Below are 14,945 nucleotides of genomic sequence, written 5' to 3'. Positions count from 1 at the left end.
CACATCAATGACTACCCACCCGGGCCACCGCATCGCGGCTGGCGGCTTCTCGCTGTTCGCCGGTGAGCTCTACCAACTGCCCCTGTCGCATTTCCAGCAGCCGGTCGGCTTGGTCGAAGTAGTGGTCGTCGTGGCTGATCACCACCAGCGTCTTGCCCAGCGCTCGCAACTGCGGCAAGAGCTCACGGTAAAAGACCCGGCGGAACTGGGGGTCTTGGTCGGCGGCCCACTCGTCTAGCAGCAATAGGTCGCGCTGTTCAGCGACCGCTAATAGCATCGCCAAGCGCTTGCGCTGGCCCTGGGAGAGGTTGACGTTGGTGATGCGATCGCCGTCGAAGTCGAGCTTGCTATGCATGCCCAGCGCGGCAAGCCACTCCTCCACCAGCGCCGGGTCGGGTGGCTCGCCCGCTGGGCCCATCAAACGATCAAACAGGTGCAGATCGGTGTAAATGGCCGAGAAGTGCTGGCGATAGCGTGTCCAGTCTTCCTCCTGCAGCGGCCTGCCATCGACCCGTACGCAGCCACTTTGGGGCTGGTAGAGCCCAGTCAGCAGCCTCGCCAAGGTCGATTTTCCGCTGCCGTTACCGCCGATCAGAAACACTACCTCGCCACGCATCAAGGTCAGGTCGATAGGGCCGATGGCAAAACCCGCCCGAGACTCCTCATCCGGGTAGCGATAGCTAACCTGCTCCAGGGTTAGCTCTTGCCAGTCGTGGCGCAGCGCAGAGTGGCCGAATGCCTCGCGATGCTCGGCCAGGTCTAAGCTGCTGATTTTTTCGAACGCCACTCGGGCGTTAATCAGCGTCGGAAAAGCGCCAATGGCCTGCATCAACGGCGCACGCAAAAACAGCAGCGTGAGTGAAAAAGTAGTGGCTACCTGCACCGATGCCCAACCCAGGCCGTTGGCCAAAAAGAACGCGACGCCGATGGCGCCCAGCATCATGATGTTGAACCAGTTCACTGCGCTGAGATGATAGGTATCACCAAGAATAAAATGACGCCGACAATCCTGTGCGTTAGGCGTATAGACATCGCGATACAGCCATTCGGCGCGGTCACGGTTGAGCGCCAACTCTTTGCGCCCCTCGATCACCGACTGGTAATCCGCGTAGAGACGATCCTGTATGTCGCGCAGTTTGGCCATATGCCCATAGACCCGAGCTACCAGACGTATGCCAATTAAAATAGTCACGATCACCCAGAGCGCGGTGACACCCAGCATGGCAGGCGAAAGCCACGCCAAGTAGAGCGTAGCGCCTATCGTCAGCACCCCGCCCTGCACCAGCTCCGGCAAGCGTATAAAAGCAACGGTCACTGAACTCACATCGGTGGAGAGGCTCGCCAGCAAACGCGCACTGCCAATCTGCTCGGTGCGTTCGATATCGGTATCCAGAATTCGCTTGATCAACTGCCCCCGCAGCCGGTAAACGAAATGGTGACCCAGCGTGGTCAGCGCTAACTGTGATGCCAGGGTAATGACCAGCAGCAGCGCGATCAGTCCCAAGAATTCGGGTAGGATGCGCCAGGGGTCAGTGAAGGTACCCAGCAGCCGTTGATTGATAAAGGCGATGACACCGATGCCCAGGCCAGCGCTTGTCAGGCTAAGCAGTACCACGGCCACAAACGGCCAGCGATAATCACGCCATACAATCTTCAACAGCTCCATGACCACAACTCCCCGGCATTCTGTTTTCTTTAACAGCTAAAAGCGCTGGTGATTACAAACGCCGCAGCCCCCACATAAAGTAGGCACCGCCGATCAGTGAAGCGACCAAGCCTGCCGGTATCTCATAGGGGAAAATAATCTGGCGCCCCACCCAGTCAGCCAGCACCATCAATAACATGCCGATCAACGCTGCTCCCAGCAGATGCTGACCCGCCCGGGAGAAGCCGACCAAGCGCGCCATATGCGGCGCCAGCAGGCCAATAAACGAAAGCGGCCCCACCACCAGGGTGGCGCAGGCGGTTAACAAGGCCACCAACAGCAGCAACGCCAAACGGGCTCGATTGAGGGTTACCCCAAGCGCCTTGGCCGTTGGAGCGCCTAAGGGCAAGATATCCAACCAGCGGGTGAAGGGCAGCGTGATCAGCGCCAATACAGCGGCAATGCCCCCGACCACCACCGCATTGGTGATATCCACGTAGTAGGTGGAGCCCGCCAGCCAGGCAATCACCTGCTGGCCACGAGGGTCGCCGCCCGCCAGCATCACGCTGCGCACTGCATCAAACAGCGCGCTGACCGCCACCCCGGTGAGCAGTAAACGCTCGGGGAGATAACCGCTCTTGCGGTTGATACCCACCAACACCAGCAGCGTCGCGAAAGCACCCAGGGTACCCACGCCAATCAGCATCATATTGGTGGGCGCAGGCAGCAGGAAAATCCCCAAAATCAGCGCAATGGCACAGCCACCACTGATACCCAGTACTTCGGGGCTGGCCATGGGGTTGGCGGAAAGGCGCTGGAGAATAGTCCCGGCAATCGCCAGCATTAACCCGCTGGCGGCTGCCGCCATCACCCGGGGCATGCGCCACTGCATGACATTCCAGTTATTGGGCGCCAGCCAGTACCAGCCATCTACACCCTGGCCAAACAGCAAGCCGAGAACCGTTGCCCCCAGTAACGCGAGGATTAAACCAGTGGCTAAACGTGAAGGCGCTGGGTGACGACGGGCGAAAACCCCCGCCCCTTTCGGCGGCTGGTCGCCCTGCAGCTTCAGGCGCGGAATCAGCCACATTAACAGCGGTGCCCCCAGGGCACCGGTAATCGCCCCGGTAGGAATAAAAGCTGCCACCATGCCACCGAACTGCTGCAGCAGCAGATCCGTGGTAGCCAGCAGCACGGCCCCTAATAGCGTCGACCAGATTAGCCGCGGCCCTAAGCGGCGCGCACCGGCCATGCGCACGATATTCGGCGCTGCCAAGCCGATAAAACCGATGATGCCCACCACGCTGACAATGCTGCCGGTAATAAACACTGCCAACCCCATCCCCGCAAAGCGCAGATAAGTCAGCGAGACTCCCAGGCTCTTGGCACTGGCATCGTCCAGCTCCAGCACCGCCAAGGGGCGAAGCAAAAACCACGCGGCCACGCAGCTAATCGCCAGCCGAGGCCAGAGGATTGCAACGCCGTCCCAACCGTTTTGCGCCAGCGAGCCCGCTCCCCAAATCAGTAGCCCGGAGAGCGCCTCGTGGTTGAACAGCAGTAGCGCGGTGGAGAGTGCCCCCAGGTACAGATTGACCACCAGGCCCGCCAGCACCACCACGATCGGCGCCAGCCCGCGCCGCCAGGAGAGCAGAAACACTAATCCAACCGCTAGCGCGCCACCCAATAAGGCGACCCATTCGCGCCCGGCGACAAGCAGCCCCGGCGCCAGCAAGGTGGCAGTCATCAACGCCAGGTTAGCGCCCGATGCCACCCCCAGGGTGGTGGGCGAGGCCAGCGGGTTGCGCAGCACCTGCTGCATCAGCACGCCTGCCAACCCCAAGCCGCCCCCGGCTAGCAGCGCGATAGAGAGGCGCGGCCACCAAGCGTAGTAAAGCAGCAGCTCGTCAACGTTCTCAAAAGTGGGGGCCACTAATGCCTGCAGGCCCAGCGCGAAACCGCCTTGGCCCTCTAGACCCACCCAAAACAGCACCACCATCGGCAGGCTAAGCAACAAGCAGGCTTTAGCGGGCGACATTCCCCCCATTCTTTGGGTAAATTGCGCGGCGCCTAACATAGCGAGCACCCTTTTGTGATAACCGGACAGTTCGCCAAAAGAGACGTGATAGGCAGCAGCGTCATTTTCTTAGCCTTACTATTTATGCAAACGAGTTTATGGAAATTAGCGATTGAATTACTAACAACGATTCTAAATGATAATAATTAGCACTACAATTGACTCCTTATATAAAGGAGACATCACCATGGCAGCCAAACCGAGCTACCGGCTTTTCGATATCACCCTAGCCCGGCGCACCCAAGTCAGCGCCTCATTAGTCAGGTTCACCTTTACTGGCCCAGAGGTCAGCCAAATGGCGACCTACGCACCGGATCAGCGCGTCAAGCTATTCTTTCCCGAAGGCGGTGGTAGTCTCGACCCGCTGTTTGAAATTGCCAAGCTGGAAGAACACGACTGGTACGGCGCCTACCGCGCACTGCCGGATGCCCAAAGGCCCTCAGCGCGCACCTACACCATTCGCACCCTGCGCCCGGAGAAGGCCGAGGTGGACGTAGAATTTGTACTCCACGGCGACAATGGCCCCGCATCGCGCTGGGCGATGCACGCTCGTCCCGGTGACCGCCTTGCCATGACAGCCCCCGACGCTAACGCGGAAGGCCCAAAGCTGGGCTACGAGTGGAAGCCGCCCCAAGGCGTGCGCCGTATTCTGATTATCGCCGATGAAACCGCCCTACCCGCTGCTGCCGGCATTCTGGAAACCCTTGATGATTTGCCGCTCAAACCCAAAGTCGAAGCGCTATTCGAAGTGCCTCGCGGCGACGACGTTCAGCCTCTGCCCCAGGCCGCCAAGCTGCGCTGGCTGGCACGTGACGCTGAGTCCGGCTGCCAACATGGTGAGCTACTAATGAGAGCAGTACGCGATATTGATTTACATAGGGAAATTCAAGCGCTAGGCGGCATTCCTACTAACGTCACTACCAGCGCCACGACCAACGATGAAAGCAACGATGAGGACGGCCCGCTCTGGGAACCCGCCACCCTGGATGACAACGCGCCTTTCTACGCCTGGATCGCCGCTGAAACCAAGGTCGCCATGAAGCTACGCCGCTACTTAGTCAACGAGTGTGGGCTCCCCAAGCAGTACGTTACCAGCATGGGCTACTGGCGCCTGGGCAAGGCCAATGGTTAAAGGAACGGCAAACAACACGGCGTTAAACAGTGATCTCACAAGCAAGCCAGTTCGAACGCCTATTGGCTGGCGAGACAGCCCCAACTGCTATGGGCGGATCAGCCGTACACTTCACTGGTTGACCGCCGCGCTAGTCACGCTGCAATTTACCGTGTTGCTGGCCTGGAGAGGAATGGGCGAAAACGCTATCACGCTGTTCTTGGCGAGCATCGGGCCTCACGGCTCATTAGGATTTATGATTTTGATCGTGACGCTGGCTCGCCTTGGCTGGGCATGGATAAATCGCAAACAACGCCCGCCCCACACGCCAGGGCTAGGTGGGCGCTTGGCGCGCTTTGTCCATATCACCTTTTATGGGCTACTAATGTGGCTGCCCGCTTTCGCTATTTTGCGCCAGTACGGCCGCGGCGGGGCGCTACGCTTTTATGGCATGGAGCTGCTGCCCGAAGCGGAACGCGATATCACCTGGATGATCGCCCCAGCCGAGCTCCTTCACGGCCCGCTCTCGTGGCTGCTATGTGGATTAGTCATCGGCCACATCACGATGGTGCTGATTCACCGCTTCTGGCTCAAAGATCGGGTACTGGCGCGTATGGTGGGGTCAAGAGGCCGGTGAGGGTTCCGCTAGCGGCTCTTCGGCAGTCTCAGACTCAGCAGCCAACAGCTTGCCACTCTCTAGCCGCACCAAGCGATCTGCGAGGTGGAAATAGCGGTCATCGTGGGTGATGACCAGCACCGCTTTGCCCATGCGTTTTAACTCGGGCAACACCTCGCAGTAAAACACCTCTTTGAATAACGGATCCTGATCCGCCGCCCACTCGTCAAACACCAAGAAGGGCCGATCCTCGAGGTAGGCAACCACCAGCGCCAGACGCTTACGCTGCCCCTGGGAGAGTGCTTGGGTGGTGAACGCACCGTTTTCAACCCGCACCTTGTGCTGCAGGTGCAACTTGGCCAGCAGGCGGTTGCCTTCCTCGTCCAGACCATCACGCGGTGCCTCTAACAGGCGTTCAAAGAGATGGAAGTCCGAGAACACCACCGAGAAGAGCTGCCGGTAGGCATCCCAGCCATCCGCTTCGACCCGCTCGCCATTGAGCAATACCTCGCCACCTTCCGGCGGGTAAAGCCCCACCACTACTTTGGCCAGCGTGGTCTTACCGCTACCGTTGCCCCCCACCAGAAACACCACTTCCCCCGGCGTAAAGCTCAGATTAATCGGCCCCAACTCAAAGAAGTCATCGCTCTGCTCGTGGTAGTACTGATGGGTGACGTCGCGCAACTCAAGACGCTGCAAAGCAGGCACCTGAGGTGACGCTTGCCTCTCCTGCCCCTGGGGCATCTCTCGTGTGATGTCATCAATTCGGCTAGCGGCTACCCGCGCCATATTGATCCGCGGAATATTGATCAGCAATCCTTCAAGGGGGGTCACCATAAACACAAACACCAGGGCAAATCCGGTCATTACCTGGGTTTGATTAGGCCCATCGCCCGCCAACACAAACAATACCAGACCGATAAAGGCGTACATCAGGAACTGCCCCCAACTGGTCGAGATCACGAACAGCGACATGCCATAGGTGCGCAGCCGCCGCACGCCTTCAACCGACTCCCCCAGTATCTGATCCATAAAGACCCGGCTCTTGCGCTGGTGTAGGCGTAGCTCTTTTGCACCATCGGTCAGCGCGCGGAAATGACCAAACAATCGATCCTGCTCTGACGAGGCATCCTGGAGGTAGTGAATAGCGCGTAAGTGCACCAAGTGGTAACCGACAGCACCCAGCCCAATCACCCCAAGTGCAAACAAAAACACCTGCCATGAAAGCATTGCCAGGTAGCCCAAGCACCCCACCACGATGACCGTATTGGTCAAAATCACCGGCAAGCTAACGAACAGTACCGCCACATTGTTGCTGTGCTCGGTGAGCGCCGACTGGATCCGCGCGCTACCAACACGCTCGAACCGAGCAAAGGGGGTCTCGGCCACGCACTGGGCGACAAAACTGCGCAACTCGGCCAGAGCACGCTGCCCCAACCGCTCAAACAGCGCCGTCGACACCATCCGACAGACCATTAGGGCCACAGCAATCCCCGCGAAGCCCCAAGCCGCATTGGCACGGCTGGCGGCATCACTGTTTAACGCCGCATTGATTTGGGCAATCAGCAGCACGCTGAAAAGCCCCGAGAGAATGCTGGCCAGCGCAGCAGCGGTCATCAACCCGCGGGTTCGACGAATCAGATAGGGAAGCACATTCACCTCATTGGAAAGCGATTAGAAAAAACGACTGGAAATCGAGACCTATCTCTAATGACGAACCGCTCACGCAAAAAGTTAACCAATATTTATGTAAACAAGCCTCATTCTCATTCGTCCTTAGATAAGGAAGTCAGTAACGCCGCCCTCCGGCGGGGTGATTTTAATTCGTTTCTTTGATTCGTTCTTATTGATAGGAGCTTAGCGGTGTCCAGTTCTATCCAGGCACAACCACAGGTACACGCACCAACTGAAAGCCACGCGGTGGCCTCGCTGCTCTCACGCCCCGAGGGCTACGACTATCAAGTCACCTACGACCTTACCACCCAGTCACTTCACGTGAAGAATGACCAAGAGCAACTGGAATGGGCACTGGTGGATGATAACCACAGCTTGGCGCTGCGCTGGCCGCATCGCTCCGCGCCACCTCGCACGGCATTGCTTGCCGCTATCGAAGGGGCTTTTGCCTTTTACCCGGCCAATGTTGCGCTACGCCTTCAGCTACCTAGTGTTTTGCACGCTAACCTTTGTGCCGCCGGCATCGCGGTTAAAGATAGCCATGGGGAACTCTGGGCCTATGCCGAGTTAATTTGGCAGTTACCCACACTTTGGCTTAACTCGCCCCCCACGCGCCCTTACCCGCAGCAGCCCATATTGGAGAATGGAAAGCGACACCCACGCCGCCCACCGCGCCCCAGTGGCACGGTCTATCAGCGCCATATTCCCTGGCTGGATGCCACCCTGAGCTTTCGAGTGCTTGACCTGGAGCTTGACCTTGAACGCTTCAACCGCTGGATGAACGACCCGGTTGTCGCTCACTTCTGGGAAGAGCAGGGTGATTTGCAACAGCATCGCAAGCGGCTGGAGAGCACGCTCCAGAACCCCAGCGTTGTGCCATTGATCGGCTGTATCGACGGCGAGCCCTTCGGCTATTTTGAGACCTACTGGGCCAAGGAGGATCGCATCGGCGCTTATTACGATGTCGGTGACTTTGACCGCGGCTGGCACGTGCTGATCGGCGAGGCTGCTTTTCGTGGGCAACCCTATGTGGCTGCCTGGATGCCCTCCACCTCGCACTATCTGTTTCTGGATGACTGCCGCACCCAGCGCTTGGTGATCGAGCCCCGCGTGGATAACGCCAAGATGCTGCGCAACCTTGCCCAGTGCGGTTATGCCCATGTTAAGGCGTTCGATTTCCCCCATAAGCGGGCCATGCTCGGTATGCAGCTTCGCGAACACTTTTTTAACGAGCGCAGCTGGATCCCGCTGCCTCCGCACCCTGGGTCTGCGCCACGACCCGACCCACGTTTCACCCCATAAACACGTCAGCCACGAGGACTCTTATGCATATTCACGACTTGATCGGCATCGGCTTCGGCCCCTCCAACATTGCCCTGGCCATTGCGCTTGATGAACAGCGCCAGGCAGGGCAAGCGAAGGATGCCTTGTTTATTGAGCGTCAGCCCTGCTTTGCCTGGCACCCGCATATGCTGCTGGAAAATGCCCATATGCAGATCTCCTTCCTCAAAGACCTGGTCACGCCGCGCAACCCAGGCAGCCGTTTCAGCTTCCTCAATTACCTCCACAGCAAAGGCCGCCTGCAGGACTTTATCAACCTGCAGACCTTCTTCCCCAGCCGCCACGAGTTCAATGACTACCTAAGCTGGACGGCCAGCCACTTTGAACACCAGTGCACCTATGGAGAGGAGGTGTTTGAAGTGCTGCCCGAAACTGATAACGACGAGGTCGCCTATCTCCGCGTGCGTTCACGGGATGAGAGTGGCGCGGTGCAGGAAAGGCTCACCCGTTCATTGGTAATCAGCGTGGGGGGTGCGCCTAATGTGCCTGAATGCTTCGCTGGGCTAAAAGGCGACCCGAGGGTCTTCCACTCCAGCCACTACCTCAGAGAGTTGGCAAAGCAAGACGCTCCTAAACGCATCGCGGTGATCGGCGCCGGCCAGAGCGCCGCTGAAATCTTCCTTGATCTGCACAACCGCGAAGGCATTCAGGTGGATTTGATTAGCCGGGCATGGGCCTTTAAACCCTCGGACGATAGCCCCTTTGTCAACGAGATTTTCAATCCCGAATACACCGACTACGTGTTCAACAACCCCACTGGCCAGCGGGAAGCGCTGCTGCAGGAGTACAAAAGCACCAACTACTCGGCACCTGACTTGGCGCTGATTCAGGAGATTTACGATGTGTTCTACCAGCAAAAAGTGACCGGTCAGGCCCGCCACCGCTTCCGCCGTCGCCATGAGGTTATCGGCAGTCAAGCAAGCCCTGAAGGCGTCGAGCTAAACGTGCGTGATTTGGAGACTGGCCATACGGATATCACCCGCTACGACGCCGTGGTGTTAGCCACCGGCTATGTACGCGACACCCATAAACGGCTACTGGCCCCCGTTGCGGACTACCTGCCTGATTTTGCCGTCAACCGCCACTATCAGCTTTACACCAAGCCTGAGTTCAAACCGGCTATTTTCCTGCAAGGCAGCTGCGAACCCACCCATGGTTTGAGCGATACCCTGCTATCGATTTTGGCGGCACGGACGAGTGAGATTTGTGAAGTACTTAATGAGGCGTTACCAGCAGCCCAGTCAGAGGCATCAACTCCATCACTGGTAAGCACGGACTAACCAAGCACTATCAACGCATGGCCGCTCTCCCAAAGCGGCCCCTAACACCGAGACTTACGCCCATTATGTCCTTACATCCTGATGTCGCCGCTTTCTTAGACCTGATCGCCGATAGCGGCAATCCGCCTTTCCACTCGCTCTCACCAGAACAGGCACGCGCTGCCTACGAGGCATCATCACAGATGCTTGATGAGCCAATAGCTAACGATGCAACGGCACTGAGTATCACCTGCCGAGATGGATATCGCCTTGAACTACGCCACTACCAAGGCGAGGAGTCTTTATCGCCCATCCTGCTCTACTTCCATGGCGGCGGCTACCTACTGGGCAGCCTGGATTCCCACGATTCGCTCTGCCAGAGCATCGCTCAAGCGACTGGTTACACAGTGTTGGCTGTCGACTATCGGTTGGCTCCCGAGCACAAGTTTCCGACAGCGTTTCACGACGCTGAAGATGCCTATTGCTGGCTGCTGAAGCATGGCGAAGAGATGGGGCTCAATACCTCACGTATCGCCGTGGGTGGTGACAGTGTAGGGGGAACCCTAGCCACGGCTCTTTGCATGTCAGCGCGTGATAATGGTTGGCACCCTCCACGCTGCCAGATTTTGCTCTACCCCTGCACCAGCGCCTGGCAGGACAGCGAGTCTCACCGCCGATATGCACAAGGCTACCTGCTAGAAGCAGACACCCTGCAGTGGATGTTTGGCCACTATCTAAATAGCGATGAGGAACGCCACGACTGGCGCTTTGCGCCGTTGGAGGCGGCAGAACTCAAAAACCTACCGCCTGCGTTTATCGCCCTGGCCGAACATGATCCCCTGGTCGATGAAGGCATTGCCTACGTGAACCGCTTACAGGAAGCGAACGTGGATACCCAACTGACCATATACCCCGGCATGGTGCACGACTTCGCACGCCTGGGCAGCATCGCCCCCGAAGCCACCGATCAGGTACGCGCGGATATTGCCAAGGCGCTACGGCTCCATCTCCCCAAAAGCCACCAGACCTGATCGATCTATAATATATTGATAAAATTAGATTATTAATTTATTTGTCTTCTGAAAACGTCAGAAGACAATTTATCAATCACTGCTATCCCTCAAAGCTAGGGAAGATCCAAGGAGTAGATAAAGCCAACGATTATCGTTTACACTACGGCGATAGTTGAAAAGGAAATGCAATGTCTAACTTTTTTGCGATCATCCGTCACTCATTCTCATACTTGATAGCCACTTCTTTGATATTTTCCTCATTTATATCATCTAGCCTTTATGCAGCTTCATCGCCCACTACAGCAATAACAGCCCTAGACCTTCCAATCGCAGAGACACTTATCGAGCTAGGAGTATCTCCAGTCATAATTAGCCAGAGGCAGTCTTTCAACTTTTGGACAGGTGGCACCTACGAACTTTCTAAAATTATTGAGGCTGGCTCTCCATTACCAAACATTGAGCTCCTTCAGCAAATCAGGCCAACCCGGACATTACTTGCTCCTTGGCAAAGCAATCTAGAACCTCGACTTGCTTCAGTATCGCCAGTGACTATTGTTGATAGCTACCCCTACTCTGGCGATGGAAATTTGTGGGAACGCCTATTGATCTTCACTTATAGACTTGGCCAGCTAGTAGGGCAGCAGGGAGAGGTTAACCACCTCATCAACCAAACTGATACGCACTTAGATAGTCTGAAAGAGCGCCTTCGCAATGATGGTACGCCGCTTCTTTTCGTCCAGCTCTGGGGGGAAAGACATGTTCGCGTTTTTGGCGAAAACAGCCTGCCACAGGCCGTGTCTCAACGCTTGGGAATTGACAATGCATGGCACGAAACAACAAATCAATGGGGATACTCATTGGTAGGAATTGAAGCCCTATTAGGTATTGATGCAAGACTGGTAATTATTAGCTCTCGTCATCCGACAGATTTCGAAGGTCAACTGACACAAAACTCTATGTGGCAGCATCTCCCCAGTGTTCGGCGTGGTGACTTTATCGTGCTACCTGGTACTTTCTGGTTTGCTGGAGGATTGCCTTCAGCACAACGTTTTGCAGATGCTTTGGTCGAGGCAATCGATGAGCCTTAATTCATAAAATAGCTTCAGCGTCTTGCAGCATCAAAATCGATCGCACTAACGCGAGGCCCTGGTGCCAGGATAGTTGTCGCCTGATTGGGCTGCACCTGTTGATACAACACTGAGCATCAGCACAGCCGGATACGCCGTCTCCCCAGACAAAGCGCCACCAGGGCCTTGATAAAGCATTCTGCCCAAGCTACATACCTTGTATTGCCCTAGCTGCACAATCGGAACGCTGGTCAGAAGATACGAGAAAGCGGCAGCCTGCTGGGCCTGAGGTAGCGCAGAAGGAAGCTACATAAATGAATGTTCTTCACAAAGATTACGTTGACAAAAACCTCCTCTTGAAAGGCTTCAAAAGCTGCTCCTAAGTAGTTTTTCCCTTTAAGCAGCAAGATCGTTAGCGCAATAATTACTTATTGATTCAAGTCTACCCCTTCATAAAGCTGTCTACGATGGCCTTCAAGCTATGATATCTGCAAGGCCTTGAAGCGTATAGGCTGGGGTTTCCCCCTCCAATAGCCCCTGACAACGAAGTGCAGCCTAATGTTACCTACTCACAGCTTGACAAAAAGGTTCAACAATCATTAAATCTAAATGATAACAATTATATTTCAAATACGCATAAAGCAAAGGGTATCATTTCCATGTACAAATCGTCGCTGCAAAAGAGAGCGCTAGCAGTTGCAATTGGCTCCATAAATTGCGCCTTTGTTCTAACGCCACTACTAGCTACTGCACAAGACAGCCCAAGAAGTCCCGAAAGCCCTTCTACCTCACAGAGTAGACTGAACGCTTCGCAAGCGCCGTCAAAAGACGTGTCAGAGCTGTCTACAGTAACCGTGATCGGAGAAGCTGTTAGAGAAGCTACTACCGAGGGCAGCAATTCTTTTACCACTGATCGCAGCACTATCGGTTTGAGCGAACAGGCCATCAAGGATATTCCGCAATCTGTCAGTGTATTGACCCGCGAAAGGCTCAACGATCAAAACTTAACCTCTCTCAAAGAAGCGATGGAGCAGACTACTGGCATTAGTGTAATGTCATACGGAACAAATCAGTATCAACTCAGATCCCGCGGCTATGATATTGATTCTCTTATGCTGGATGGAAGCCGTGTTGAAGCACCTTATGGCTCATTAGCCAATACGGGCCTCTACGACACGGCTCTCTATGATCGTATTGAGGTTATGCGGGGACCTACGGGAATACTCACGGGTAGCGGCGAACCCAGTGGCACTGTCAACTTGGCACGCAAACGCGCCCGGCGAGATTTCGGCTTCGATATGTCGTTGTCTGCCGGCTCTTGGGACGCCTATCGAAGTACAATTGACGTCACAGGTTCGCTCAACGAGAATGGTAGCCTACGCGGCAGGATTGTGGGGGTCTACGATGAACAAGAGTCGTTCGTCGATGAGGTTAATGCACAAAATGCTATTGGCTACGGCACGCTGGAGTACGACTTTACCCCTGATACCACATTATCGGTCGGCGTCGCTAGACAAACAGAGGACTCCCGTCCGCATTCTGGTTTGCCCGTAGCCAGCAACGGCAACTTATTCGATGTTGACCGCTCAACCTATCTCGGTTCGTCATGGGATCGTTCGCACGCAAATGCGACACGCTATTTTGCTGATCTAGAACACTATCTTAATAATGGTGGCTTCTTTAGTTTAAAAGCTAACCAGATCGAAACATATAGAATGAATGTCACAAGCAGTGAAGGTGCTCTAGTGCTTGATGAAGATTCAGGCGATATGTTGACACGTAATAGCTCCTGGTCTAATCGAACTAAGAGTGAATCGCTGGAGGCGAGACTAACGACTCCATTCAATCTATTCGAGGCCGAACATGCTACCACTCTGGGGGCCAGCTACAATAAGAACGACAGCTACACCCCGTATGCTTACGGAGAAGGTGACTATTTTAATCAGCACTCCCTCCAAAACATTTATTCTCCCCACGAACTGCCAGAACCGGATGAATATTCTCTTTATCCTGGATATGTCAGTTCTGACTTGAGCCAAGAGAGCCTGTATGGGCAAGTTAACTGGTCTGTCACACCACGCCTGACACTCGTTACTGGCGGACGCCTTGACTGGTATGACATCACATCAGACCTTGCTGAGGGAGATTGGGGGCGACATAGAGCTGGCAGTGGTCGCGAATTCACTCCTTATTACGGGGCTATCTATGAAATAACCCCAAGCATTAACTTTTATACAAGCATGTCAAAGATCTTTCAGCCGCAAACAGAGATCGAATCTAGCGGTGAGATTATCGAGCCACGCACAGGAGAACAAATTGAAGCGGGTATAAAGGGTGGATCACCCGACGGCGAACTCAATTGGCATCTTGCTATATTCAATATTGAGGATCAGAACCGAGCCTACACAGACCCCGATAACTCTGCCTTCTCTATCCCGCTTGGAGAGACGCGCAGCCGTGGCTTTGAAGCAGAGATCTCCGGCAGTCCATTACCACGTTTAGATGTAAGTGCCAGTTACGCATATACGGATACTGAGTATACACGTGATGCAAGTCTGGAGGGGTTATCGCTATCACCTGATACACCACGGCATAACTTCAAACTTTGGACACGTTATCGCTTCTCTGACGATGCCAACCAAGGATGGCGTATTGGTGCTGGTGTTAACACTGTCAGCAGTATTTATGCCGAAGATGGCACTAATCGCTGGGAGCAAGGTGGCTATACCTTACTTTCAGCTCAATTAGGTTATCGCTTCAATGAAAACTTTGATGTTAGCTTTAAGGGGAATAATCTTACTGATGAAAAATATTATTCGACGGTTCGAGTTAACACTAGACACAATTACTATGGAGATCCTCGTAACTTTACATTTAACCTAAATTATAGTTACTGAACTGAAAGGGAGGTCAGGACTATGTGACCTCCCAGGTTCATTCTACACAGATTTTTCTGTCAATATTATCCAATCTTAGCATCAGCCTTCTGTCCTAATTATTGGCACAGGCCATACCAAAAATAAATGCTAGAAATATCCTCCAGCTAAATACATTGCCACAACTTACATATCGCTGACAGCAACATTAAAACACCCACCAGCCACCTCCAAGTAGTGGATAAAAAAAACGCAGACGATAGTATGCT

The 14,945-nt window shown here is 54.9% G+C and carries 10 protein-coding genes; 7 read left to right on the top strand and 3 right to left on the bottom strand.

Annotated elements, in window-relative coordinates; genetic code table 11:
- Positions 1 to 4: 4 nt before the first annotated feature.
- Positions 5 to 1,666: a multidrug ABC transporter permease/ATP-binding protein gene (locus LMS44_RS04805; protein WP_233973835.1), complete on the bottom strand. Its 1,662-nt coding sequence runs from the start codon at positions 1,664 to 1,666 to the stop codon at positions 5 to 7.
- Positions 1,667 to 1,718: 52 nt separating this feature from the next.
- Complete coding sequence (gene fhuB, locus LMS44_RS04800) at positions 1,719 to 3,719, bottom strand: Fe(3+)-hydroxamate ABC transporter permease FhuB (RefSeq protein WP_230805910.1); 2,001 nt, start codon at positions 3,717 to 3,719, stop codon at positions 1,719 to 1,721.
- Positions 3,720 to 3,906: 187 nt separating this feature from the next.
- Between fhuB and LMS44_RS04795 the strand changes: the two genes are divergently transcribed.
- Both LMS44_RS04795 and LMS44_RS04790 read left to right on the top strand, forming a co-directional pair.
- Complete coding sequence (locus LMS44_RS04795) at positions 3,907 to 4,851, top strand: siderophore-interacting protein (protein WP_278371116.1); 945 nt, start codon at positions 3,907 to 3,909, stop codon at positions 4,849 to 4,851.
- Positions 4,844 to 5,467, top strand: a complete 624-nt coding sequence (locus tag LMS44_RS04790; protein ID WP_278371117.1) for a cytochrome b — start codon at positions 4,844 to 4,846, stop codon at positions 5,465 to 5,467. The genes LMS44_RS04795 and LMS44_RS04790 overlap by 8 nt, the downstream gene beginning before the upstream one ends.
- On the opposite strand, the gene LMS44_RS04785 is transcribed toward LMS44_RS04790, so the two are convergent.
- Positions 5,453 to 7,099 (bottom strand): cyclic peptide export ABC transporter, encoded by a 1,647-nt coding sequence (locus LMS44_RS04785; protein WP_278371118.1) that lies wholly within the window; start codon positions 7,097 to 7,099, stop codon positions 5,453 to 5,455. The two genes, LMS44_RS04790 and LMS44_RS04785, sit on opposite strands and share 15 nt — an antisense overlap.
- A 210-nt stretch (positions 7,100 to 7,309) precedes the next feature.
- Here LMS44_RS04785 and LMS44_RS04780 point away from each other — a divergent pair, with 210 nt between their 5' ends.
- From LMS44_RS04780 to LMS44_RS04760, 5 genes are all read left to right on the top strand, one after another.
- Positions 7,310 to 8,422 (top strand): GNAT family N-acetyltransferase, encoded by a 1,113-nt coding sequence (locus tag LMS44_RS04780; RefSeq protein ID WP_278371119.1) that lies wholly within the window; start codon positions 7,310 to 7,312, stop codon positions 8,420 to 8,422.
- A 23-nt stretch (positions 8,423 to 8,445) separates the two neighbouring features.
- Entirely contained in the window at positions 8,446 to 9,741 is a 1,296-nt protein-coding gene (locus LMS44_RS04775; RefSeq protein ID WP_278371120.1) for a lysine N(6)-hydroxylase/L-ornithine N(5)-oxygenase family protein, read from the top strand.
- A 65-nt stretch (positions 9,742 to 9,806) separates the two neighbouring features.
- Positions 9,807 to 10,751, top strand: coding sequence for an alpha/beta hydrolase (locus LMS44_RS04770; protein WP_192539498.1), 945 nt, complete (start codon positions 9,807 to 9,809; stop codon positions 10,749 to 10,751).
- Between the two features lie 170 nt (positions 10,752 to 10,921).
- A complete protein-coding gene (locus LMS44_RS04765) occupies positions 10,922 to 11,821 on the top strand; it encodes an ABC transporter substrate-binding protein (RefSeq protein WP_278371121.1) in 900 nt (299 codons plus the stop codon).
- A 527-nt stretch (positions 11,822 to 12,348) separates the two neighbouring features.
- Positions 12,349 to 14,697, top strand: coding sequence for a TonB-dependent siderophore receptor (locus LMS44_RS04760; RefSeq protein WP_278371122.1), 2,349 nt, complete (start codon positions 12,349 to 12,351; stop codon positions 14,695 to 14,697).
- Positions 14,698 to 14,945 lie beyond the last annotated feature (248 nt).

This window comes from Halomonas profundus, assembly GCF_020865425.1.
In the GTDB taxonomy this organism is placed as follows: domain Bacteria; phylum Pseudomonadota; class Gammaproteobacteria; order Pseudomonadales; family Halomonadaceae; genus Vreelandella; species Vreelandella titanicae.
Note: the sequence above shows the minus strand (reverse complement) of the source record. Positions and strands in the feature narration are given on the sequence as shown.

Bases quoted from the DNA above. Each gene is read 5' to 3' on its own strand.
- LMS44_RS04805 (WP_233973835.1), bottom strand. From the start codon at position 1,666: ATGGAGCTGTTGAAGATTGTATGGCGTGATTATCGCTGGCCGTTTGTG.
- fhuB (WP_230805910.1), bottom strand. From the start codon at position 3,719: ATGTTAGGCGCCGCGCAATTTACCCAAAGAATGGGGGGAATGTCGCCC.
- LMS44_RS04795 (WP_278371116.1), top strand. From the start codon at position 3,907: ATGGCAGCCAAACCGAGCTACCGGCTTTTCGATATCACCCTAGCCCGG.
- LMS44_RS04790 (WP_278371117.1), top strand. From the start codon at position 4,844: ATGGTTAAAGGAACGGCAAACAACACGGCGTTAAACAGTGATCTCACA.
- LMS44_RS04775 (WP_278371120.1), top strand. From the start codon at position 8,446: ATGCATATTCACGACTTGATCGGCATCGGCTTCGGCCCCTCCAACATT.
- LMS44_RS04770 (WP_192539498.1), top strand. From the start codon at position 9,807: ATGTCCTTACATCCTGATGTCGCCGCTTTCTTAGACCTGATCGCCGAT.
- LMS44_RS04765 (WP_278371121.1), top strand. From the start codon at position 10,922: ATGTCTAACTTTTTTGCGATCATCCGTCACTCATTCTCATACTTGATA.